Here is a 21,361-nt window from a genome sequence, read left to right as displayed (position 1 = left end):
TCTTGTGCGCGCGCATGGTGCGGGCATTTACCTCACGGCAAGACGCATATGCGCCCAAGAAGAGCTACCAGTTCCGCCTGGCGCCGTGTATCGGTCTTGGCGAACAGCGACGCCAGCTGCGACCTTATCGTGGTCCGGCTCAAGCGCCGCTTACGAGCTATTTCCAAAGGGGCATCGCCCTGCGCCAAGCGCAGCGCAAGCTGCGTTTCGGCACTGGTCAGGCCAAACATTCTTTGCAGCGTCTGGGGATTAGGCCCGGACCTGTTTTCACGATCCAGCAGCGCCACGATACTTGTCGCGTCAGGCGTTGCTATGCCCTTCTCGTTCAGGATCAGAGGCCTGTCGCCCATGCCGCGGATCACCACCCATGAAAGCGTGCCAGGAAGAAAATTGCCCGGCACGTTTGCGATCAGCCGTCTCAGAGCAACAGACACCTTGCCGGCCGTATCAGCTGCCTCGCCCTCGCGCTCCAGGGTGTTTTGAGCGGCTGAATTCCACTCCATAACCTTCCTGTCGCTGTTCAGGATCAGATAGCCGCAACCGATGCGATCAAGCATTCTCACAACAGATGCAAGGCTGCTTTGCCGTGGCTCGACAGCCACGCCGTCGAACCTTTGTGATGCTTGATGCCACGGGGACCCATGGCCACCTTGCGTTCTCAAGGCAGAGACGGGCTTTCCCCCGAAACTTCCATATTGGCGACCAGGAACTCCATCTTGCCTACCAACCAATGCCATTTTCTTACCTCCCACAAAACGGCAACGCCTCCCAGTCAAAAGGAGGTGCCTTAAACATGTCAGTCAGGTCGCTTGGAGAGTTGCGGTCCGATCCGCCCCCGACATCGGACAAAATGCGCGCTACAATCCCGGGGAACAATCCTGCGGTCGGACTAGTCTGTACGCTTTTCGGTCTAATCTCGACGGACTAGTCAGAAGGTTATAGTCTGGCACATGCGTTTGCATTCGCTCAGTTTGCATCCGAACAGCTCAAGCAAGTTGCTAACCCACCTTGCCTCGATGTCGCTCCTGATCGCGACACTTGCAGTGGAGACAGCGCTGCCGGCGTCTATGGCATACGACATCGGCTTTTTTGAATTTGTTCCCACCACTATTGCCATCTCATATCTCGAAGATCGCCTGGTCGCCCTTGCGGCAACGTTTGTGATGGCGGCTGTCGGCTTGTTGGCGCGGGATGTCCTGCACAATCCAACCGACGTCGAGGTTTGGATTCGGGCCATTCTGCTGCTGGTTGCAGGGGGGATGATCGCCCTGACTTTCCACCGGCAGAGGCAGGACTACCGCACCCTTTTGCAGGTTGCAGAGGCTAGACTCGTGGCCTTGGAGGCAACCGAAAACAGTTATCGCTGGGCATTCGAACGTGCCGCCATTGGCTTTGCCAACATGAGCGGGAACGGAGAGTTGCAGCGGTCCAACAAACGTCTTTGTGAGATGACAGGGTATGCCGAGGAGGAGCTTTCAAGTCTGCCGCTCAGCGCACTCGTCCACCCTGACGACAACCACATTTTGGCGGAAGCGTTGACTCGCCTCAAAGACACCACTTCGTTCGGCTCGGAGATCCGTCTCATGAGAAAAGACGGCACGGTTTTATGGACAAGATTGGCACTGTCTTTGGCCGTGCCAGCCGATGCTCTCCCTCAAAGCATCTTTGTAATGGTGGACGACATATCGGGAGAGCGAACCGTCCGCGAGGCACTCAAGGCTCAGAAGGAATGGCTGGACCTGGCGCTGTCGTCCAGCCGGTTGGGAACATGGCGCATAGATTTCGAGAGCGGGTCCGTGAACGGCTCGGCGGCGTTCTGGGAGATGATGGGACTGGCACCCGCGCCGAGCCGTCCATTGCAGGAATTGGCCGCGGTCGTTCACCCGGCCGACTTGCCTAATCTGACGGCCCCGGGAGAGCTTGCATCAGGCGCCAACTATGACGCGGAGATCCGCATCAGGCGAGCTGGCGGGCATGTCCGCTGGATTGCTCTTCGGGGACGGGACGAATTGCGCGATGGTCGTGCACAGCGAATAGGGGTCGCCGCGGATCTCACCGATCGGCGCATAACCATTCTGCTGCGGGCTGCGGCGAAGAAGCGAGAGCGGGCCCTGCTTGAACAGCGCCATAGGCTCAACAATCTGTTTCCGGTGATCACGGCGCTTGTAAATATGGTTGGTGCCCCCGACAACGATATCGCCCGTTATAAGCAGACACTGATAAAAAAAATCGGCGCACTCCAAGCGACGCATCTGCTTCTTTCACGCGATGGCAGCCTGTCGGCTTCCCTGCGTGACCTAATTGCTCAGGAATTGCAGCCCTATATGGGGACGCACAACATTTCGATCAGTGGACCCGAAGTAAAGATGGCAGAGGGTTCGGCTGAGAGCTTCGCAATGATCGTTCACGAGCTTACGACCAATTCCGTGAAGCACGGGGCTCTCGGCACTCCGGCAGGCCGGATCGAGGTCGTGTGGCAATTCGCAGCGCAGGAGCCCGGCGCCGACATAGTGTTTGAATGGTCGGAATCGGGAGAGCGCCGGGTCTCCACCTCGGCGCGGCGTGGTTTTGGGTCGTTGATCATTGGAGCCGAAGGTGAGCCTATCGTGGGCCACTCTTCCAAGCTTGAGATGCTGGATCACGGACTGAAATATTCGGTCCGGCTGCCGCCAAAAGCAATCGGCGCTAGTTGATGTCTCTGGCGGCCCATGTCTTCAGCAAGACCGCGGCTTCCGTCCGATTTCGCGCTCCAAGTTCGCGCAGGACGGCGGCAGCATGAATCTTCGTCGTCGCTTCTGCAATTTCAAGAGAGCGGGCAATCTCTTTGTTCGAGTAACCTTCGGCCATCAACCTGAGGACTTCCCTCTGTCTGGACGTAAGCCTGCCCAGATTGTTGACGCTGATGGTCCTGTGGGGCACTTGCGTGGGAGCCTCGGATGGAAGGCGTACCGATTCCTTGGACCTTTGTGAAAGAAGTGCCGGAACGTAAATACGGCCGGCCAGGATTTCGTTCACCGCCAGGACCACCTCCTCGTCCGTTTGGGACTTTACGATATAGCCATGAAGCCCAATCGAAAGGGCAGTCAGAATCTCGGCGCGTGAATCCGTCCCCGAGACAATTGCAAACCGTGTGTCGGGATGAGCCGGTAAGATGTCGCGAAGATCATCCTGACCGGACAGTCCCGGCATGTTCAGGTCGATGATGGCGAGATCAACGGGCGCCTGATCTTCAAGCAGGCTTATGACGGTGTCAAAACACGCCGCTTCGAATATTTCCAAGTCTGGAATGCCGGCCGTCAATGCCAGTCGCAGCCCACGGCGATACAAGCCGTGATCATCGGCGATGATAATTCGATACATGAACCACCCACCTTTGGCAGCCCGCATGTGTCCCTAGCTGCCGAAACCTCCCTTTGGATGGACTATACGGTGACCCAACACAGATCAGCCGCCCGCTGATCCCCCGTATGCCGATGCTCGCCGCCGCCCATCCGCACATATCAACCTGCTAATATAGCTTACAATCGCAAACATTTCAGGGCCAGATAGCGAAGTGTTTTTTTCGTACGAACGGTAGCGATGCCCTTCCGGGAAGGTCGTTACCGGCGCCGGACATGTGCGCAGTAGTTGCCAATCGAGCGGATACAGCTCCCCAGCTCTGATTGATCGCGTTGCCGCGCCCATGCCCTGCCAGCTGGAATATTGAAATCAAAAGGCCGGGAAAGTGCCATTCAAATGCACGACGACGCCTTCTCGGGCGCCACTTACCATCGTTGCACTCCGGAGAGGCGAAACCAACACTGGCGTACCTTCCGGCCGGTGGGCTGGACCCATCACACCGCGACAGTCGTATCAATAGGAGGACGAGATGAAAGCGGTCATTCAGTGCGGTGGAATGGGAACACGCCTTCGGCCTTTCACATCCATTTTGCCCAAGCCTCTCATGCCGATCGGTGCTCGACCGGTTCTTGAATTGCTTTTGAAGTGGCTGCGACGGAACGGCATTCAGGACGTCTACGTCACGACCGGCTATCTGGGGCACTTGATCCGCACCGTATGCGGAGACGGATCCCAGTGGAACCTAAGGATACGCTATACCCAGGAGCTGGAACCTCTGGGCACTATTGGCCCACTCTCCCTGATCAGGGAGGAATTGGACGAGCCGTTCATTGTTCTCAATGGGGACGTACTTACCGATCTCAGTCTCAGCCGGTTTGTAGCATCACATCGCGCTCACACGGATCCAGTCACCATAGCCACCGCTTCCCGCGTCATCAAGATGGACTTCGGCGTAATCGACGAGATCGACAATACTGTAAAAGTATTTCGCGAAAAACCGACGCTATCTCATCTCGTAAGCATGGGAATATATTGTATGAATCCAGACGTTTTCCGCTTTATACCTGACGGAATCGCTTTCGGATTCGACGACCTCATGCTGCAGATGATGCAAAACGGGACGAATGTCCACGTCTACAAACATGACGGGCTTTGGCTGGATATCGGACGCGTTGAAGATTTTCAAAACGCACAAACCATCGCCTGGGAAGAGCAGTCCGCATCGATCGAGGTCTCGGCAGCGGCCGCTTAAGGGCTGGGCTGAACGCTCGACCGCGCCAACATGAGGAGGTCGTTATGCTCTTGGTCAGCGCTCCTATTCTTGGCTTTCCGGAAAAGGCGGCCCTGGCCAAAGTTGTCGACAGTGGATGGCTGACGATGGGGGACCAGGTACGAGCCTTTGAAGAGGCCTTCGCGGCCGTGCATGATGCGGTCGATTGCGTTGCCGTCAGTTCTTGCACCGCCGCCCTGCATCTCATTCTCCATGCACTTGGGATCGGCCCCGGAGACGAAGTGCTGGTCCCCTCGCTGACCTTCGTGGCGACCGCGAATGCAGTGCTTTACGTAGGAGCAACACCGGTATTCGTCGACATAGAGTCGGCCGAAGTGCCACTGATGTCCCTAAGCGACGCGGAAGCCAAGTGCACCGGACGTACCAAGGCTGTCATTCTCGTCCATTTTGCCGGCTACCTCGCCGACCGGGAAGAATGGCAGAGATTTGCCCGTGTGCGAGGACTGCATATTGTCGAGGATGCCGCGCATGCTCCCGGCCTTAAGGAGGTGGGGACGTACGGTGCCGCCGCGGCCTTTAGCTTCTACGGCAACAAGAACATGACCACCGCGGAAGGTGGGGCCGTTATCGCCCGGGATGCACGGCTCCGTGAAGCGATCCGCCAGGCTCGCGGACATGGGATGACCAGTGGCACACATCAGCGGCTGAACAGCCGCACGCCGCAATACGATGTGACGATGCTCGGTTTCAATTATCGCATGGATGAATTGCGCGCCGCTATTGGCTTGGTCCAGCTTCAGAACCTGCAAGAATGGAATGAAATCCGGCGCATATTGGTCGTCCTCTATCGACGTCTGATCGCAGACTATTGCTCGGCCGTGACAGTCCCGTTCTGCAAACCGCGGACCTCGGCCTACCACATCATGCCTGTCCTCCTGCCCCATGACGTCGACCGGCAAACGGTGATCGACCATCTGCGAACGAAGGGAATACAGACCACAATCCACTATACGCCCGTGCACCAGATGACGCTCTATCGCCAAATGTTCACTGAAATCCATCTGCCGAAGACCGAGGATTTCGCGCAGCGGGAGTTGACGATTCCACTACACCCGCAAATTACGGCAAGTGCGATCGAGTCGGTGGTTGTTGCGTTGGCCACCGCGATTGAAAGCAGCGGGCGCGCGGGAGCCGCGGCATGAACGCACTCGACATGACGATGCATCGGCCCGCCGTAGCTGGCACCAGCCACGGAATTGCCAGACGCGCGATGGACATTATCCTCGCTGCAGCAGCGGGAACGGCACTCGCTCCGCTGATGCTATTGATTGCTGTTGCACTCTTTGTCGAAGGTGGTTGGCCCGTGCTTTTCGCACAGACGCGCCTGGGTGCCGGCGCAAAACCGTTTCGCATGTACAAGTTCCGCAAATTCAAGACGACAGCCGACCCTTTCGGCCTCGCGCTGACCATGAACGATGACAGCCGCATGACGCGGATAGGTCGTTTTCTCGCGGCAACGAAACTTGATGAGCTGCCCCAACTGTGGAACGTTTTTACGGGAGACATGGCAATTGTCGGCCCGCGGCCGGAAAGCCTTGCTTTCGCCGACTGTTTCCGCGGCGGCAATGAAGCTGTTCTACAGTGGAAGCCTGGCCTGCTCGGCCCAACCCAGGTTCTCTTCCGTCACGAAGCCTGTTTTTACCCGCCCTCCCTTGATCCGCTCCTGTTTTATCGAGAGGTCCTGTTCCCGGCCAAGGCAACGATCGACCTCGCCTACTACCCGCGGCGCACGATTGTATCGGACCTCGTCTGGATAATGCGAGGCTTCAGGGCGGTTTTCGGCGTGTCCCTGCCTCCCGCGGCAAGTGGGTAGAGTTGGCAAGTGAGGAGAGTTTGGCATGAATGGATTGTTGTTCGTTCGCCAGTTTGACGGCTCACACGATCGAAGGAGTGCACGGTCGTGAGCTATCACGGCAGGAAGGTCCTGGTCACGGGTGCGGATGGATTTATCGGATCCCATCTCACGGAAGCGCTGGTGCACGAAGGTGCCGATGTCACGGCCCTGGCCCTCTACAACTCGTTCGACAGCCATGGCTGGCTGGATGATTTGCCCGACCACGTTCGAAGCCAGTTGCAATGCATTCGTGGGGACGTTCGTGACAGCGCGTTCATCAACCGGATCGTGCGCGGCCAGGCGGTGGTGTTTCATCTGGCTGCGCTGATTGCGATTCCCTATTCCTACGCGGCTGCCCAATCCTATGTGGAAACCAATGTGCTGGGCACCGTGAATGTCCTTGAAGCGGCACGCCACTGGGAAACCGAGCGCATTGTGCATACGTCCACAAGCGAGGTTTATGGCACCGCCCTGACCATGCCGATCCAGGAATCCCACCCGTTGCAGGGACAGTCCCCCTACTCTGCATCCAAGATCGGGGCGGACATGATGGCGGCGTCCTATGCCAGGTCCTTCGATGTGCCGGTGGTCATCCTGCGGCCGTTCAATACATACGGGCCGCGCCAGAGCGAGCGGGCCATCGTGCCGACCATCATAAGGCAGGCTCTGGACGAGAACTGTCCGGCGATCATGGTCGGCGACACCAGCCCTATTCGTGACCTTACCTTTGTGGAAGACACTGCGGCGGCATTTGTGGCGGCAGGGGCGGCCGAGCTTGAATTTGGCCATGCCTACAATGCCGGCAGCCAGCGCGCCGTCAGTGTCTCGGACGTCTTGGAGTTGGTGCTCGAGTTGAGTGGCACCAGGAAACCGGTCCGCCGCGATGAAAGCCGGATGCGGCCGCAGAACTCCGAGGTTCGCGCGTTGCTCGCCGATTCCTCGAACCTTGAAAATAAAGTCGGATGGCGGGCACGTACGAGCCTGCGTGATGGTCTGGAAAGGACCATCGAGTGGTGGCGCTCGCGCCTCAGCGAAGGCCGCGTCCGGCGCGAAATGAGCTATATGACATGACCTTTCCGCGGCTCATACCAGCCATGCTGTTGATGGCCGCTCTGTTGGCGATCCACACAGCCGGGAACCGGCCGAGCGGTGCGGCAGGCACGGAGCCGGCAATGGATCTGCCCGCTTATCTCAAACCTGCAACTGATCCGGCGACAGGGATCAGCTTTACTCGGATCACACAGCCCGGAGCTCTTGGCGGCGGAATTGTCTGCGGCAAAATCTATTGCAGTCATCGTTACTCGATCGCGCAAGCCTGGAATGCGGATCAGAGCCTCCTCGTCCTCATGAACGGCTGCAACGGCATGTGTTTCCTCGACGGGAAAACCTACCTCCCTTTGTTTCATCGCAACAAGTCGGGTGAGTGCGAATGGCGCCCTCGAAACGCGGAGATGATGATCTGTGTCGAGGGTCAAAAGATCTCGACATGGGCTCCCCGCACCAATCGTGAGGACATAGTGTATGCCGCAACGAAATATCGGGATCTCGAATTCGGCCCGTCCAAGGGAAATCCTAGTCGTGACGGCAACCGTATTGCCGTACGCGCGACCCGCGATGATGGAGCTGCCGTCGTCTTCGCATACGACATCGACCGGCGTCTGAAATACCCGGACATCGATCTCGCCCAGGTTGCCGGAACGACCAGTGCCTGCACCATTTCTCCGCTCGGAGAGAACATCCTGTGTTTCCAGAACCTGATCGACGGCACCGAGCAGCGAGCCATTTTCGCAGTCGACGGCACCCTGCGCCAGAGGTGGAAGGACCATCATCGACCCGGCCATGGCGATTTGACTCTCGATGCGGATGGCAGCGAAATTTACGTCGGAACCAGCAAATCCGCTCCGGACGAATATCAGGTGATCAAGCGTCGGCTGTCCGATGGAAAGGTCACGTCGCTCACGAAGTACGGTGAGGCCGAGCATACGTCGCTGCGTGCTTTGGACAGGCCCGAATGGGCATTTATAAGTTACGGGGGCAATCCCGATGAGGTCCGGAAACACCCGGACTGGGCACCATACACGCGCGAAGTGATCGCGCTGCGTGTCGACGGCCGTCAGGAGGTCCGACGCATCGTGCAGACGCGAAACGCTCCGTTCGACTATTGGAGCGAGACACATGCCTCACCGTCCCCTGATGGGTCGCAAGTGATCTGGTCGAGCAATTGGGGGGTGCCTGGTGGGCCGGTCTACGAATTCGTCGCCCATCTCGATTGGCGGCAGCAGCCGGGCTTAAATTAAAGGGAGATTGCCATCAATGGCCTTCGTTAGTCGAATTTTCTTTGCAGCGCTTGCCGGCTGCCTGTCCCTGGATATCGCAGCCGCGGCTGAAGCGCCGGTCGCCTATAAGCTGTCGCCCGGCGATACGGTGGAGATAGGAATTGCCTCAATATCGGAACGAACGCAACGCGCAATTGTACAGATGGATGGCTCGATCGCGCTGCCCGAGTTCGGGATGATCCCGGTTGGCGGGCTGACGCCGGCCGAATTGCAGACGCGCATGGAGGCCGTGCTGCCAACCAAAATAGTCCACCAGCGCCTGCCTGATGGCCGGGAGCAAATGATCGTCATCAAGCCGAGCGACGTCACGGCCGTGATCGCGGAGTACCGCCCGATCTATGTGACTGGTGATGTGCTGACGCCAGGGCAGCAGGCCTACCGACCACTCATGACTGTCCGGCAGGCAATTGCGGTTGCCGGCGGTTTCAGCCTTCTGCGGTCGCGGGCAAGCCAAAGCGGACCTGATCCCGTTGATCTGCGACGCGACTACGAATCGATCTGGGGCGATTACATCAGGGACTATTTTCATGGCGCCCGCACCCGCGCCGAACTTCAGAACCAGGCAGAGTTTGACATGCAGCCGCCGCAAGGCTCGCCCCTGTCGAATGCATTGGTGTCGGCGGTGGCGCAGGCGGAAGCGGAAGGTCTCAAAATTTCACTGAACAATTTTCAACAGGAGCAAAGCTATCTCGACAAGACCGCCAAGGATGCCGAGGCTCAGGTCGAGGTTCTGCTCAAGCGCGAGCAGACGGAAGCGGCCGCGGTGAAACAGGATGAGGACGATCTGGCGCGGGTCACCAAATCGTTCGAATCGGGCAACCTGACCAACAGCAGGCTCGCTGACGTCAGGCGTGCCGTGCTGATGTCGTCGAGCCGGGCGCTCGAGACCTCGGTCGAACTCATGAGAACGCGGCGCCAGCAGGAAGACTTCGTTAGGCAGCAGGAACGCAATGAAAATCAAAGAAGGATCGGCCTTCTGAACGAGTTGAGGGACACCGACCTTCGTCTCGCCGAGACCACTGCAAGGCTCCACGCAGCCAGCCAGAAGCTTCAGCCATCAGGGGCGTCCGCTCTTCCACTGCCGGTCGCCGGCGAAACCTTTCAGGCGCGGATCACAATAACCGGTGGAGCCGGCGACGCGTCGAGAGGTCGACCGGTCGACCAGGACACTGAGGTCGCACCTGGAGACACCATCGAGGTGAGGTTCAGCAGTGAACTGCAGAGCGCGGCGATCCAGTAGTTGCGCGAACGTGAACCGAGCCCGAACCACGTGGTTGATGGCTCGCCTCACGGCGTGAAGACCGGGCGCCTGAGAAGTCAACAAGGGAAAATCAAGAAAGCGGGTTTGCCGTGATTGGTGAAATAGATGTCGCCAGCGCCTACAGCACCGGCCGCACCGACTTCATGGGACTGAAGTTGGTTGTCGCGCCCGGCGTGCTCGTCCCTCGCCCGGAGACCGAACTGCTCGGCAGCACCGCCCTCAATGTGCTGCGTGAACTTAATCGGCCGGTATCGCGTGTCGTGGACATGTGCTGCGGGGCGGGCAATCTCGCCTGCGCCATTGGATTCAAGATCCCCACCGCGCGTGTCTGGGCGAGCGATCTAACTGACAGCTGTGTCGAAACCACCTGCCGGAACGTCGCCCATCTTGGCCTGGCCGGACGCATTTCGGTGCTGCAGGGCGACCTGTTCAATTCCTTCTCGGGTCTGGAACTCGAAGGCACGATCGATCTGGTCGTCTGCAACCCGCCTTACATCTCGGAGAAGCGGCTCGAAAATGACCGCGCGCATCTGATGGAACTTGAACCGCGTGAGGCCTTCGCTGCCGGGCCCTACGGCCTGAGCATTCATATGCGGGTGATCAAGGAGGCGCAGCGCTATCTGCGGCAAGGTGGTATGCTGCTTTTCGAGGTCGGGCTTGGCCAGGACCGGCAGGTCATGAGTTTGGTTGAGCGTTCCAAAGCCTATGAGAGCATTCGCACGGTTGCGAACAAAGCCGGTGAAGCCAGGGTGGTTTGTGCACGGGCCAAAGCGCCAGCGTGAGTTGCGCCATGGGTGCGCGCTCGGTGGGGAAGACGCCCTTAAACCTTAGCCCGGCGATCAGTTTTCCTTGCTGAGTACGTAACGTGCAATTCCCTGGATGGAATCGAAATTCTCAGGCAGAAGTTCACTGTCCTCGACGGTGATGCCGAATGTCTCCTCGACGAAGCCGATAACTTCAAGCACTCCAGTCGAGTCTATGATGCCCTGGTCGAGCAACGACGTTTCAATTTCCAGCGCACGCGGGTCGGCTACGTAGAAGTTTGACGCCAGAAAGGCGCGGATTTGATCGCTGTAGGTGTCAATTCTGTTGTTCGTGCTCAGCATTGAATTGGCCTCCGATCCAAATAATTTCCGTGAATCGCTTTACGACAGCGCTATTTTCTTGAGCTTGCCCGTGTCCGTCATCGGTAGACTGGACACAATTTGGATGGACTTCGGAATCATGAAGTTCTCCAACCGCTTCTGACATTCCATCCGCAGTTGCTTTTCGCCCATGATCGTTCCTTGCTCCATGACGACAAACGCTTTCACTGCTTGCCCCAGCAGGTCGTCGGGAACTCCGACAACCGCGGCTTCCCGTACTCCCGGGATTTCCATCAGCACATTTTCGACCTCCTTAGGCGCCACCTTTTCTCCCCGCGATTTTATGATCTCATCGCTGCGGCCGACAAAATAGAGGTACCCTTCCTCGTCCATTCGGCAGTAGTCGCCGGTGTACAGAACCTGCTCGCCGGGCAAAGGGCCAGGCTTGAGCTTCCTCGCGGTGGCCTCCGGCTTACCCCAGTAGCCCTTCATGACTGTTGCCCCGCGAATGACCAGCTGGCCGACGACATTGGGACCGACCTTTCGGTCATCCTCATCGACAATCCACATTTCGGTGTTCGGGATGGCGATCCCCACGCTCAAGGGTTTTCGAACAAGATCGTCCGGCGGAAGATAGGTGCAGCGTTTGCATTCGGTCAGGCCGTACATCGAATAGATGCGGGCGTCGGCAAACAGCTCCTGGAGCAGGCGAATGTGTTTGAGCGGCAGGGCCGCGGCCGTGTTGGTGACATACCTTATGCTTGCAAAATCATTTGCCTTCAGCGTCTTGAGATCCGACAGCGCGGCAAAGATGGTTGGCACGCCGGGGAAGCCTGTAACTCTCTCCCTTTCAATGATCGCAAGTATCTGTGCGGGGAAGGCAAACGAGCGCTCGAGGACCAACCGCGCCCCGGCACGGAATGCCATTATCATCTGATAGAGGCCGTAATCGAAAGCCAGGGGCAAGACATTGAGGATCACGTCGTCTTCGCCAAGTTCAAGGTACGAGGCAATCGACGTGCATGCTGTCATCATGTTCCTGTGCGTCAGCATCACGCCTTTGGGTTCGCCGGTCGAGCCCGACGTGTAGATGATGGCTGCGAGATCGATATCGATGCGGCGGCGGGCCGGCCCTTTGCCGTGGCCGGCAGCCGCCTCATCCCAGCGCACGGCATGCGGCAATCCCCGAAGCTCGGCGTCGTCCACCGGACCGGAGACGATGAGCCGCCGCAGCGACGGACAGTTACGCGCCGGCTCAGTAAAGATCAGCTGCAAATGTTTGTCGGTGATCAATGCTGCCGGAAGGCAATCGTTGAGCAAATACCCCAGCTTGTCGCTCTTGGTGAGCGGATTGACGACGCATACAACGGCGCTCGCCTTGAGAACCGCCCAGAAGCTGACCACGGTCTCGACGGTGTTGTCTGCAAAGATCATGACGCGGTCACCGGGGGTGACTCCGGACGCGACAAGATGATAGGCGACCGCGCTGGAACGTGTCTCGAGCTCGTCATAGGTGAGCCGGTGTTCGCCGCACACCAGAGCCATCTTGTCGCCGAGCCGGCCGGCCGAATGGCTGAGGTAATCGTCCAGCAGAGGTACGGCGCCATGCATCATACCAGCACCTCTTCCCTGTGCAGGTGATCGATATCTGTCCTGAGGTCGATCGCACGCCCGCTCGATGGACGGCTTGCGACAAACTGCTGATGGAGGAGCTGCGTCGACAGCACGCCAACCAACGCCATGTTGTCCGAGTTGGACAGATCCCCATCGCCGGTCTTGGCAGCGCATTTGCCCAGCAGGCGCGCGACCGAGTTCGGATCAAAGACATTCGCCGCGCGCAGGGCAGTCTCCGAGAGTGCTTCGCGGACATAGGCGGGTGCGCCATCGCCCGTGAAGCAAAGTGCGTTGGGCGCCCGGTAGGGTTGCTTCTTGCGTGCCACGACTTCCGCGGGCACGATTGACTTCGCCACACGCTTCAGCACGTGTTTCTCATCCAGAATGCGCAGCTTGTAGTCGGCCGGAAGCGAATTCGCCAAGGCCACGAGCTTGTCGTCCAGGAACGGGAAGCGCCCCTCGACGGAGTGGGCCATCAGCATCCTGTCTCCTTGCGAGGAAAGCAGGTAGCCCGACATCAGCGTCCTGATCTCAAGGTACTGGTCTTGCGCGAGAGAACCCCATCGTTGGAACTCTTCGGGCAGGCGACCGAGCAGGTCCGCCACCACGTTGTGGCGCGCCGCTTCGGCGTGCATGTCGGCCGAGAACAGCCGTTTGATGGCGCTGGTGGTGCGCCAGCGGGTGTCATGCGCGAAGCCGGGCGCGCCAAATGCATGGATACCGTGTCCGAAGAACTGGCGCGCCATCGCCTGCTGCTTGACCGGCGAGCGGCTCAGATAAGGGTAGAGGCGTTCCAGCAGTCGCGCGCGGCGGGCGGATGTGGGCTGCCGTCCCCAGAAGCGGCGGACCTTACCTTCACGGAACAGGTCGTAGCCGGCGAACATCTCGTCGGCTCCTTCGCCGGTCAGCACGACCTTGATGCCATGTTCGCGCACCAGTCTCGAGAGAAGGAACAACGGCGCCGGCGCAGTCCTGAGAATTGGACGCTCGGCGTGACGGATCACATCTGGGAAGATGTCGGCGATGTCACCGCGCGAAACCATCACCTCGTGGTGTTCGCCGCCGCTCGCACCGGCAACCAGCCGCTGATAACGGGTTTCATCATATTCGGCGTCAGCAAAACGCAACGAGAAGGTCTGGAACGGCGCGCCGGCGAAGCGCTTCCCGAGCATGGCGACAAGTGAGCTGTCGAGCCCGCCGGAAAGGTAGCAGCCGACCGGCACATCCGCCTTCACCATTCTAAGCGCCGTCGCGGCCTGCAAGGCGCTGCGCACTTCGTCCACCGCATCGTCCAGTGAGCCCGTGAAGGTGCCGTGAGCCGGGTCCGCGATCTCGGGATAGCGAGGTTTCCAGAAAGCGTGCTCACGAACGCTGCCATTGTCGTAGATGCGTACATGGCCGGGGGTAAGTTCCTTTACTCCCTGAAATACGCCTTGCGGCGGCACGACCGTCCAGAGCGTGAAAGTCTGGTCGACGCCCGCCGGATCGAAGGCCCGCGGTATCGCGGGGTCGGCTGCGAAAATGGCCTTCACTTCGCTGGCGAAGTGAAGGCGGCCAGCGTGTTCGCACAAATGCAGCGGGCAGATGCCGAACCGGTCGCGCGACAGGACGAGGCGGCCTGTCAGCGAGTCCCAGATGGCGAGTGCCCACTGCCCGTTCAGCCGCTCGAACGCAGCCACGCCCCAGGCGCGGTAGGCGTGCACGACGACCTCCGTATCGCTGCGGGTGCGGAAACAATGTCCCAGGGCCATGAGTTGTTCACGCAGCTCGACGTAGTTGAAGATCTCGCCGTTGAACACGATCCAGGTGGTATCGCCTGTGTCGGCGAGGGGCTGCTGTCCGGTCGAGAGATCGATGACCGACAGACGGGTATGCGCCAGCCCCGCCCGCCTGTCGCGGTAAAGGCCGCTCTCGTCCGGGCCTCGATGGGAGAGTGCTGCTGCCATTCGTAGAAGCGCGGCTCGTGACGGAGGCTCCGCAGCAGCGTTCAGCGCCACAATTCCGGCGATGCCGCACATGGGTCAATCCCTGTCCATCGCGGCGGACAGCTGCGGCCGTGCATGAAGGTAGCGGGCAGCGCGGCGTTTGCTGACGATATCCTTATAGACCTTCTCGACTTGCCCGGCCGTGAGGCCAGCGGCGGCGGCAACCACGCCGGCCGAAATTCCGTGATTCATTCCGTAGAGGCACAAATCCATCAGCTGATAGGGCAAGGCGAAGTAGAACTCCTCCTGGGTTTGCGCCATGGAAAACGTGTCCGTGGTCGGCGGCCTTGTTCGGACCTCCTTGTCAATACCGAGATATTCCGCCAGTTGGTAAACCTGGGTCTTGTAGAGATGGACGATAGGCATCACGTCGGCGACGCCGTCGCCCTGCTTGACGAAGAAGCCCTGGTCATATTCGAGCCGGTTTGGCGTGCCTGCCACTGCATAGTTGAGGCGGTCCGCATGATAGTATTCAGTCATCTTGCGAACCCGCTGCTTGTAGTTGGTTGCAGCGACGATCTGCAGGTAAGCCGCCGGCGACAGACGCACGGTGTCGATCTTTCCGTCCGGATCCTCGACCGTAAGGCGCGTGATATTGAGGCCGCTGCTCTCCAGCACCGATGCCATGACCAGCTTGCATTTCCAGCCTTCGCCATATCCAGGGACGGCAGTTCGGATGGCCTCCATCTGTCGGACGTAGGCGCCGATGCCCTCGAGCGCCGGCTGGATATCTTCAAGGATTGTGTCGATGCGAAGTTGCCCAGCGACGCTGCGGCCAAGCCTCAACGAGTCGCCGGACGAATCGCGCTCCGGCATGAACAGGCCCAGTACCTTGTCCCTGCCGAACGCCCGTGCGCACAGCGTTGCGACGACCGAACTGTCGATGCCTCCGGAGAGCCCGACGACCACTCCGCGACGCCGTTGTATGCCGAGAACCTGTTCGCGCAAGGTCTCGACGATGCGATCGATCTCCAGCCGGGCATCGAGCGCCAGCACGTCGCTGCTGAATTCGCCGATCAGGTCGATGACACTGCCTCCTGTTTGCGTGACTCGCTTGAAGAGTAGGTCTCGGTCACAGCGTTTTCGATGAGCGGGCGATTGACGGTCAAATGAGGCTCCACGACCATGTCGATGTGGGTGCCGGCGATCGGAATGACGTCCAGATGGACGAATGCCCGATCCCACCCAAGTGCAAGCGGCATTCCGGGCCGCGCGCAACGGAACAAGGTGCCGGTGATCGGCAGTATCGGCCTGGGTTCTGTCAGCCATTGGAAGAAGGCGCGCGCCCGCAGAACTTCCTGCAATTCCAGTTTGGTTCTGAAGCTCGTCGGGTTGAACTGACCCTCGGCATGGCGGTCGAGGAAGCTGGCAAGCCGGAATTCGCAGTGCATTTTGACCGCGACCTTGGCAAGCGCGCGGCACGCCACCCGACTAGCCGATATACGATTGGTTCGAATCCGGTGAAATGTCCGGGTAATGGTCTCCCAACGCTTGCTGCGCTCGCCAACCAGGCTGGTATCCAGAATGCCCGTGAACGCTACCGCCCGCCCTTGATCAAGCAGACGCGCGGCAACCTCAAAAGCGACCGCTCCTCCGAGCGAATGACCAAGCAGGCGAACACAGCCGGTCGGCTGCACGCGGTTGATATGATCGATTGCAGCTTCGACCATTGCGGAGACAGTGTTCTGACCTTGCAGGATCATGCCCAGGGCCGGATATCTGATGGGAGACACCCTGGCGACCTTGCTTATTGCTGATGCGAACGAAGCAAGGCTCGGACCATAGCCGACCGATCCGGGGAAAAGGAAAAGCAGCGGAGGCTCGTGTTTCCAAGCGGGCGAATGCTCGCCGCCCCCTTGAGCGGAAATGACCGCTGCAACCATCTCATCGAAGCTCATTCCAACCGTGAAGGCTTCCAATCCGAGCTCCTGCCCGATCGCGCTTTCGATTTCCATGACGCAATGCAGCAGCTTCAGCGAATCTCCGCCCGCTTCGTCCCAGCAGCCCAGGGCGACCCGCGTCTTGAGGACCTTGGTCCAGGCACGCCGTACGATCTGATGAGCAGGAACTTCATTTCCCGCATGGGGGATTTGCGTTGGAGGCGCTGTCTCCCGAACCGAAAGGTCGATTGCAGCCAGCATTGCCATATCGATCTTTCCGCTGGCCAGTCGCGGTATCTCGGCGCTTGCATGGAGCCGCAGCGGGCAAAGCGCCGGCGGCAATTTTGTCCTGGCAAGTTGGCGCAGCTCGTCGCAAAAACTGGCTCCCCCCCCGCCGTGCGGTACGGCGAACGCAACCAGTTCATTGGCTGCGGTGACGATAACCACGGCATCCTTCACCGACGGCGCGCCACGCAGAACCCGTTCGAGTTCGGCCGGCTCAACGCGCCGTCCATTGACCTTTATCTGGCGCCCTTTGCGACCGATGATCCGCAACAGGCCATCACTCCCAATTTGCACAAGATCGCCCGTCGCAAAGACGCGAAGCGTCTGGTCGTCGGGATCTGCTTCAAACGGAACAACTGCCCCGTTTTCCCAATATCCGAGCGCGACATACGGGCTTCTGATCAACAGTTCTCCGATCTTGCCAGGCTGAACCGGATAACCCTCTTCATCGACCACTGCGAAGCTGATTCCCGGAAGCAGCCAACCGACGGGAGCTGAAGAATCGAATTCCGGCCAATCGTGCGGCAAGAACCACTGCGATCCAGTCGTTTCCGTCGATGAATAGCCGATCTGCACCAAGCAATTTGGCGGGACAGCCTTGCGCACGAGGCGGATGTCGGCCGAAGATACCTTCTCGCCTCCAATTCGGGCGACCCTGAGCGAACCAAAGGCGTCCGCGGGCTCATCCGCCAGGAGAGCGCGAAGCAATGCCGGCACCAGATAGGTGATCGTCACGCCTTCCGATTGCATGCGGCCGCGAACCGCGCGCAGGCCAACGGCTTCGACCTCCACAAGCTGCAACGTGGCACCCGTGAGAAGAGCGGCAAGGATTTCCCGACAACCGGCGATGGTTGCCGGGCCGGTCAGGGGCAGGAAAACATCCTGTGCATTGATGTGGCACGCGTCGACATATTGCTGCACTCGGCACAGCAAGTTCCGCTGGCTGTTGACAATCCCCTTGGGGCGGCCCGTGCTGCCGGAGGTATAAAGCACGATTGCCGGTGCATCGACAGAAACGATACGGTGTGCGGCTGGACGAGGCGTTGCCTGCAACGATTGCGCCATCTCGATCCGGGCAACGTGCTGGGGCAGATCAAGGCCGTGGATGCCTTTGTCGCCAATTATGGCGGAGAGCCTCGCATCGGCGACGATTTCGTTGATGCGCGAGTCCGGATCTCGCACGTTAAGCGGCACTGACGGTCGACCAGATGCCATGCTGGCCAGCATCGCAACGGTGTACCAGACCGAGTTGGCCTGAAGTATTCCAACCGCATTTCCGTCGGGAACGACGGCTTCAATCCAGCCGGCCAATGCCTCGACCGCCCGAAAAAGCTCGGAATAGGTCAGTCGATTGGTGCCGTCGCTGGCGGCTAATTTTTCGGAATAACGCCCGGCGATTTCCCTCAGGTGATCAAAGACAGGAACGTCGGCGAAGCCAGTTCCCATCCGTTGATGCAGACGTAGAACAGGGCCGCCATGGTCGAGAGCATGATCGGGAGCTTTTGACCATCGACAAGAGACCACCGCTTGGTAGTCAGCCTGCACCGTTTGAATCGCCCTAGAAGATTCTAAATGCGCCAGAGACATAAGGGCCCCACGCTAGGATTGTTGCCGCTTATCGCCCCGCGGCATGATCTTTTCATCAATCATTCGGATGATGCGCGAAGCGGTCTTGATCGCTTGAATCGTTCGAAGTTGAGCATGCCAGCCTGCGCTCGCTCGGCTGTGCTACCTTGCCGAAGTGTCGGGCTGTGCGCTGCCGTCCGCTTCGCCAGTGCCTAAAACGAAGCAGTATGCGAATACTTCCCCTCCAAGCTCATCCGTGACACGAACCCAATTGTTTTCCCATATCCGCAGGGTAACCTGGCGTCCCGTTGACGTAGTCGCCGCCGTGAACGGGCTGGACGCATTGACATTACTCGACGCGACCACGTCGTCCCCCTCCATTTGTTCTACCAGGTATGTTTGCATCACTGCTCCTGACTGCAGGGCATGGCCGGTTCAATTGCGTGTAGCTGGAGGCATGAACTCCCAACCGCGAGGAACGGATTTCGTTCCATGCCACAGGCAACACTATGCCGGTAGTCAGCGCTCAGACCGCCCCTGGCAGGACCGTGGCCCTAGCCGCTGAATGACTTGGTCAGGACTGAGCTATGTTTGGCGGAGATGGACCCTCGCGCTGCGAAGCCGCATACTTCTGGAATAGTGCAATCTTGTCGGGATAGGTAATCCGGATTTCGCCGTGACACCCCTCGCAGCGATATTTGGATGCAACCTGGAACCAGCGCCCGGGTTTCAGCAGGGCCAATCCGCAACGCGGACATTTGAATGTCATTTCAAGAGGGCATAGATTCTGACACAGCGGCATTTCGCAACTTCCATAAGGGATGCCTAATGTTAGGCAACGACAGCCGGCTGAAATCGTTCCTGGACGTCGTTCTTTTCGTCAGGCCGATGACCAACCCCGGACGCCAGGACATTATTGGGTTATCCGCGATGCCAGATTCACTGGCGCGGGCCTGAACTCAAACGCACCACGATTTACTGGTGGCGTCGCGCCGTTGCAGCTGTTGACTGGTGCCAGCAACTTGAAATCTGAACGAGCAAAGCCCGGAGCGCCTCACTGCGTGGGCAGGACGAAAAGCGGCGCAACCAGGCGGCAATCCTCGAGCATCTCGCCTATATCGTTGCGCTCGGCAGCCGCGATCCCGACGGAATTGACGGATATGGAGGCGCTGTGAAGGGAACCGACGCATCCCTTGGCGAATGCGTCGGTTCCAGAAGCTTATGCGTGGCGGATTTCCGTTCCCAGCACCTTCAGACATTCGCGGATGAACGCAGCAAGTGCCGTCCAGCCTTTGGCCGAAACCATTGTCCCGTCCACATAGGCCTCGGTCGGCGACAGGTCGATATAGGTGCCACCCGCCAGTGTCACCTCAGGCTCGCAGGCGCCGAGTGCTGCGACCTTCTTGCCACGCACCACGCCGTCGACAGCGATCAGGATCTGCACACCGTGGCAGATGGTGAAGATCGGCTTCTTGGCCTCGTGAAAATGGCGCACGATCGCCTGCACGCGCTTGTCGGTGCGGATGTATTCCGGGCCGCGGCCGCCCGCGCAGTAGACGGCATGATATTGATCGAGCTGCCGCTCGGCTTCCGAGAAGGTCTTGTTGATCAGCGCATAGTGGCCGAGCTTTTCGGTGTAGGTCTGGTCGCCCTCGAAGTCGTGCAGCGAGGTCTTGATCAGATCTCCGGCGTTCTTGTCTGGGCATACCACGTGGATGGTGTGACCGACGGCTTCCATCGCCTGCTGATAGACAAAGATTTCGTATTCTTCGGTGAACTCACCGGTCAGCATCAGTATCTTTTTGCCTGGCATGGCTCTTTTCCTCTCACTGTTTTGAGCTACGCAAGGCGCAGACCGCGCCCTGCCTTTCTGTGAAATCGGATAGGGTCAGAATGGCGAGTCCGGGAAATAGTATTCCTTGGCGTTGGCCTGGGTGATCAACGGCGCGTCGAGCTTGACGGTGCCACGGACGGGTGCCTGGCCGATCAGGTTGGCAACGGTCATGTAGATCGCGGTCTTGATCATCGATGGCGGGTATGGCGTCTCGACCGGCGTCATGGCGTCGCCGTCGATCACTTTCTTGACGATGTCCTTCATGCCGTTGCCACCGAGCGCCAACTTGATATCGGTCCGGCCCGACTGCTTGACCGCCTCGAGCACGCCAAGCAGCATGTCGTCGTCATTGGCCCACACCGCATCGATATGCGGGTACTTGGCCAGATAGTCCTGCATCAGCTTGAAGGCTTCGTCGCTATTCCAATGCGCGTACTGGATATCGAGGACCTTCAGGTTGGTGCCCTTGATCGTGTCCTGGAAGCCCTTGATGCGCTCGTCGTCGATGACGGTCGGAATGCCGCGCAGCACAACGACGTCGCCCTTGCCGCCGAGCTTGTCGATCATGAACTTGGCTGTGTTGGTGCCAACCGCGATATTGTCGCCGGCGAGGTAAAGATCCTGGACGGAGGCGTCAGTCAGACCACGATCGACGACGGTGATGAACGTGCCCATGTCCTTAATGGCCTTGACCGGCTGAGTCAGCTCTTCCGAGCTGTAAGGCAGGATCACCAAAGCGTCCAGCTTGCGGCTGGCCGACAGGTCCTCAAGCGCGCTGACCTGCTCCGCCGCGGACGGCGACGTCTTCACGACCACTTCGACGTTCGGGAACGCCGCGTTGATTTCCTCGGCCGCCGCTTGTGCGTGGTAGACGATGCCCGCCGTCCAACCGTGGTCAGCTGCCGGTATCGACACCGCGATGACCTTCTTGTCTTGCGCCATGGCCTGGCCGGCCAGCAGCAGCGCGCCAAGTGTCGCCGCCGCAATCCATTTTCTACTGAACATTGTCTTCTCCCTTGGACCTACAAGAACGTTAATCCGCGTGGTCCGG

The 21,361-nt window shown here is 59.3% G+C and carries 17 protein-coding genes; 8 read left to right on the top strand and 9 right to left on the bottom strand.

The genetic code is table 11. The annotated features are described in order from the left end of the window. Positions 1 to 32 precede the first annotated feature (32 nt). Positions 33 to 557, bottom strand: coding sequence for a helix-turn-helix transcriptional regulator (locus tag EOA16_RS01745; RefSeq protein WP_245455828.1), 525 nt, complete (start codon positions 555 to 557; stop codon positions 33 to 35). Positions 558 to 950: 393 nt separating this feature from the next. Between EOA16_RS01745 and EOA16_RS01740 the strand changes: the two genes are divergently transcribed. Further along, positions 951 to 2,693, top strand: coding sequence for a PAS domain-containing protein (locus tag EOA16_RS01740; RefSeq protein WP_127255051.1), 1,743 nt, complete (start codon positions 951 to 953; stop codon positions 2,691 to 2,693). On the opposite strand, the gene EOA16_RS01735 is transcribed toward EOA16_RS01740, so the two are convergent. Beyond that, positions 2,686 to 3,360, bottom strand: coding sequence for a response regulator transcription factor (locus tag EOA16_RS01735; protein ID WP_127255050.1), 675 nt, complete (start codon positions 3,358 to 3,360; stop codon positions 2,686 to 2,688). The genes EOA16_RS01740 and EOA16_RS01735 overlap by 8 nt on opposite strands. A 508-nt stretch (positions 3,361 to 3,868) precedes the next feature. Between EOA16_RS01735 and EOA16_RS01730 the strand changes: the two genes are divergently transcribed. From EOA16_RS01730 to EOA16_RS01700, 7 genes are all read left to right on the top strand, one after another. Next, positions 3,869 to 4,591, top strand: coding sequence for a sugar phosphate nucleotidyltransferase (locus EOA16_RS01730; RefSeq protein WP_127255049.1), 723 nt, complete (start codon positions 3,869 to 3,871; stop codon positions 4,589 to 4,591). Positions 4,592 to 4,635: 44 nt separating this feature from the next. Next, positions 4,636 to 5,772 carry a DegT/DnrJ/EryC1/StrS aminotransferase family protein gene (locus EOA16_RS01725; protein WP_127255048.1) on the top strand — a complete coding sequence of 379 codons (1,137 nt, stop codon included), beginning with the start codon at positions 4,636 to 4,638 and terminating at the stop codon, positions 5,770 to 5,772. Then, the gene (locus EOA16_RS01720; protein ID WP_127255047.1) at positions 5,769 to 6,443 is read left to right on the top strand and encodes a sugar transferase; all 675 of its coding nucleotides are present in this window, start codon (positions 5,769 to 5,771) and stop codon (positions 6,441 to 6,443) included. Before EOA16_RS01725 ends, EOA16_RS01720 begins: the two co-directional genes overlap by 4 nt. Before the next feature lie 87 nt (positions 6,444 to 6,530). Then, positions 6,531 to 7,535, top strand: coding sequence for an SDR family NAD(P)-dependent oxidoreductase (locus EOA16_RS01715; RefSeq protein ID WP_127255046.1), 1,005 nt, complete (start codon positions 6,531 to 6,533; stop codon positions 7,533 to 7,535). After that, positions 7,532 to 8,761: a hypothetical protein gene (locus EOA16_RS01710; protein ID WP_127255045.1), complete on the top strand. Its 1,230-nt coding sequence runs from the start codon at positions 7,532 to 7,534 to the stop codon at positions 8,759 to 8,761. Before EOA16_RS01715 ends, EOA16_RS01710 begins: the two co-directional genes overlap by 4 nt. A gap of 16 nt (positions 8,762 to 8,777) precedes the next feature. Beyond that, positions 8,778 to 10,040, top strand: coding sequence for a polysaccharide biosynthesis/export family protein (locus tag EOA16_RS01705; protein WP_127255044.1), 1,263 nt, complete (start codon positions 8,778 to 8,780; stop codon positions 10,038 to 10,040). Between the two features lie 110 nt (positions 10,041 to 10,150). Continuing rightward, on the top strand, positions 10,151 to 10,843 hold the full coding sequence (locus EOA16_RS01700; protein ID WP_127255043.1) for a class I SAM-dependent methyltransferase: 693 nt from the start codon (positions 10,151 to 10,153) through the stop codon (positions 10,841 to 10,843). A gap of 57 nt (positions 10,844 to 10,900) precedes the next feature. Here the strand turns inward: EOA16_RS01700 and EOA16_RS01695 are convergent, their stop codons facing one another. The 7 genes from EOA16_RS01695 to EOA16_RS01655 all read right to left on the bottom strand — a co-directional run bounded on the left by EOA16_RS01695 (position 10,901) and on the right by EOA16_RS01655 (position 21,315). Then, a complete protein-coding gene (locus EOA16_RS01695; protein ID WP_127255042.1) occupies positions 10,901 to 11,167 on the bottom strand; it encodes an acyl carrier protein in 267 nt (88 codons plus the stop codon). A gap of 39 nt (positions 11,168 to 11,206) precedes the next feature. Further along, on the bottom strand, positions 11,207 to 12,760 hold the full coding sequence (locus EOA16_RS01690; RefSeq protein WP_164754061.1) for an AMP-binding protein: 1,554 nt from the start codon (positions 12,758 to 12,760) through the stop codon (positions 11,207 to 11,209). Then, the gene (asnB, locus tag EOA16_RS01685) at positions 12,757 to 14,778 is read right to left on the bottom strand and encodes an asparagine synthase (glutamine-hydrolyzing) (RefSeq protein WP_127255041.1); all 2,022 of its coding nucleotides are present in this window, start codon (positions 14,776 to 14,778) and stop codon (positions 12,757 to 12,759) included. Before asnB ends, EOA16_RS01690 begins: the two co-directional genes overlap by 4 nt. A 3-nt stretch (positions 14,779 to 14,781) precedes the next feature. After that, positions 14,782 to 15,765 carry an NAD(+) synthase gene (gene nadE, locus EOA16_RS01680; RefSeq protein WP_281035699.1) on the bottom strand — a complete coding sequence of 328 codons (984 nt, stop codon included), beginning with the start codon at positions 15,763 to 15,765 and terminating at the stop codon, positions 14,782 to 14,784. Then, a complete protein-coding gene (locus EOA16_RS01675) occupies positions 15,762 to 18,497 on the bottom strand; it encodes an AMP-binding protein (RefSeq protein ID WP_245455827.1) in 2,736 nt (911 codons plus the stop codon). The genes nadE and EOA16_RS01675 overlap by 4 nt, the downstream gene beginning before the upstream one ends. A 1,198-nt stretch (positions 18,498 to 19,695) precedes the next feature. Further along, positions 19,696 to 20,289 (bottom strand): DJ-1/PfpI family protein, encoded by a 594-nt coding sequence (locus EOA16_RS01660; protein WP_013533129.1) that lies wholly within the window; start codon positions 20,287 to 20,289, stop codon positions 19,696 to 19,698. A 75-nt stretch (positions 20,290 to 20,364) separates the two neighbouring features. After that, a complete protein-coding gene (locus tag EOA16_RS01655; protein WP_127255037.1) occupies positions 20,365 to 21,315 on the bottom strand; it encodes a substrate-binding domain-containing protein in 951 nt (316 codons plus the stop codon). Positions 21,316 to 21,361 lie beyond the last annotated feature (46 nt).

Origin of the sequence: Mesorhizobium sp. M7A.F.Ca.US.008.03.1.1 (genome assembly GCF_003997495.1) — a bacterium.
GTDB lineage: Bacteria > Pseudomonadota > Alphaproteobacteria > Rhizobiales > Rhizobiaceae > Mesorhizobium.
The sequence above is the reverse complement of the archived record's forward strand: the minus strand, read 5'-3'. Positions and strand labels throughout refer to the sequence as shown.

Excerpts from the sequence above, each read along its gene's own strand:
- EOA16_RS01655 (WP_127255037.1), bottom strand. The coding sequence starts at position 21,315 with ATGTTCAGTAGAAAATGGATTGCGGCGGCGACACTTGGCGCGCTGCTG.
- asnB (WP_127255041.1), bottom strand. The coding sequence starts at position 14,778 with ATGTGCGGCATCGCCGGAATTGTGGCGCTGAACGCTGCTGCGGAGCCT.
- EOA16_RS01720 (WP_127255047.1), top strand. The coding sequence starts at position 5,769 with ATGAACGCACTCGACATGACGATGCATCGGCCCGCCGTAGCTGGCACC.
- EOA16_RS01730 (WP_127255049.1), top strand. The coding sequence starts at position 3,869 with ATGAAAGCGGTCATTCAGTGCGGTGGAATGGGAACACGCCTTCGGCCT.
- EOA16_RS01675 (WP_245455827.1), bottom strand. The coding sequence starts at position 18,497 with ATGTCTCTGGCGCATTTAGAATCTTCTAGGGCGATTCAAACGGTGCAG.
- EOA16_RS01660 (WP_013533129.1), bottom strand. The coding sequence starts at position 20,289 with ATGCCAGGCAAAAAGATACTGATGCTGACCGGTGAGTTCACCGAAGAA.
- EOA16_RS01745 (WP_245455828.1), bottom strand. The coding sequence starts at position 557 with ATGCTTGATCGCATCGGTTGCGGCTATCTGATCCTGAACAGCGACAGG.
- EOA16_RS01705 (WP_127255044.1), top strand. The coding sequence starts at position 8,778 with ATGGCCTTCGTTAGTCGAATTTTCTTTGCAGCGCTTGCCGGCTGCCTG.
- EOA16_RS01695 (WP_127255042.1), bottom strand. The coding sequence starts at position 11,167 with ATGCTGAGCACGAACAACAGAATTGACACCTACAGCGATCAAATCCGC.
- EOA16_RS01690 (WP_164754061.1), bottom strand. The coding sequence starts at position 12,760 with ATGATGCATGGCGCCGTACCTCTGCTGGACGATTACCTCAGCCATTCG.
- EOA16_RS01710 (WP_127255045.1), top strand. The coding sequence starts at position 7,532 with ATGACCTTTCCGCGGCTCATACCAGCCATGCTGTTGATGGCCGCTCTG.
- EOA16_RS01725 (WP_127255048.1), top strand. The coding sequence starts at position 4,636 with ATGCTCTTGGTCAGCGCTCCTATTCTTGGCTTTCCGGAAAAGGCGGCC.
- EOA16_RS01735 (WP_127255050.1), bottom strand. The coding sequence starts at position 3,360 with ATGTATCGAATTATCATCGCCGATGATCACGGCTTGTATCGCCGTGGG.
- EOA16_RS01740 (WP_127255051.1), top strand. The coding sequence starts at position 951 with ATGCGTTTGCATTCGCTCAGTTTGCATCCGAACAGCTCAAGCAAGTTG.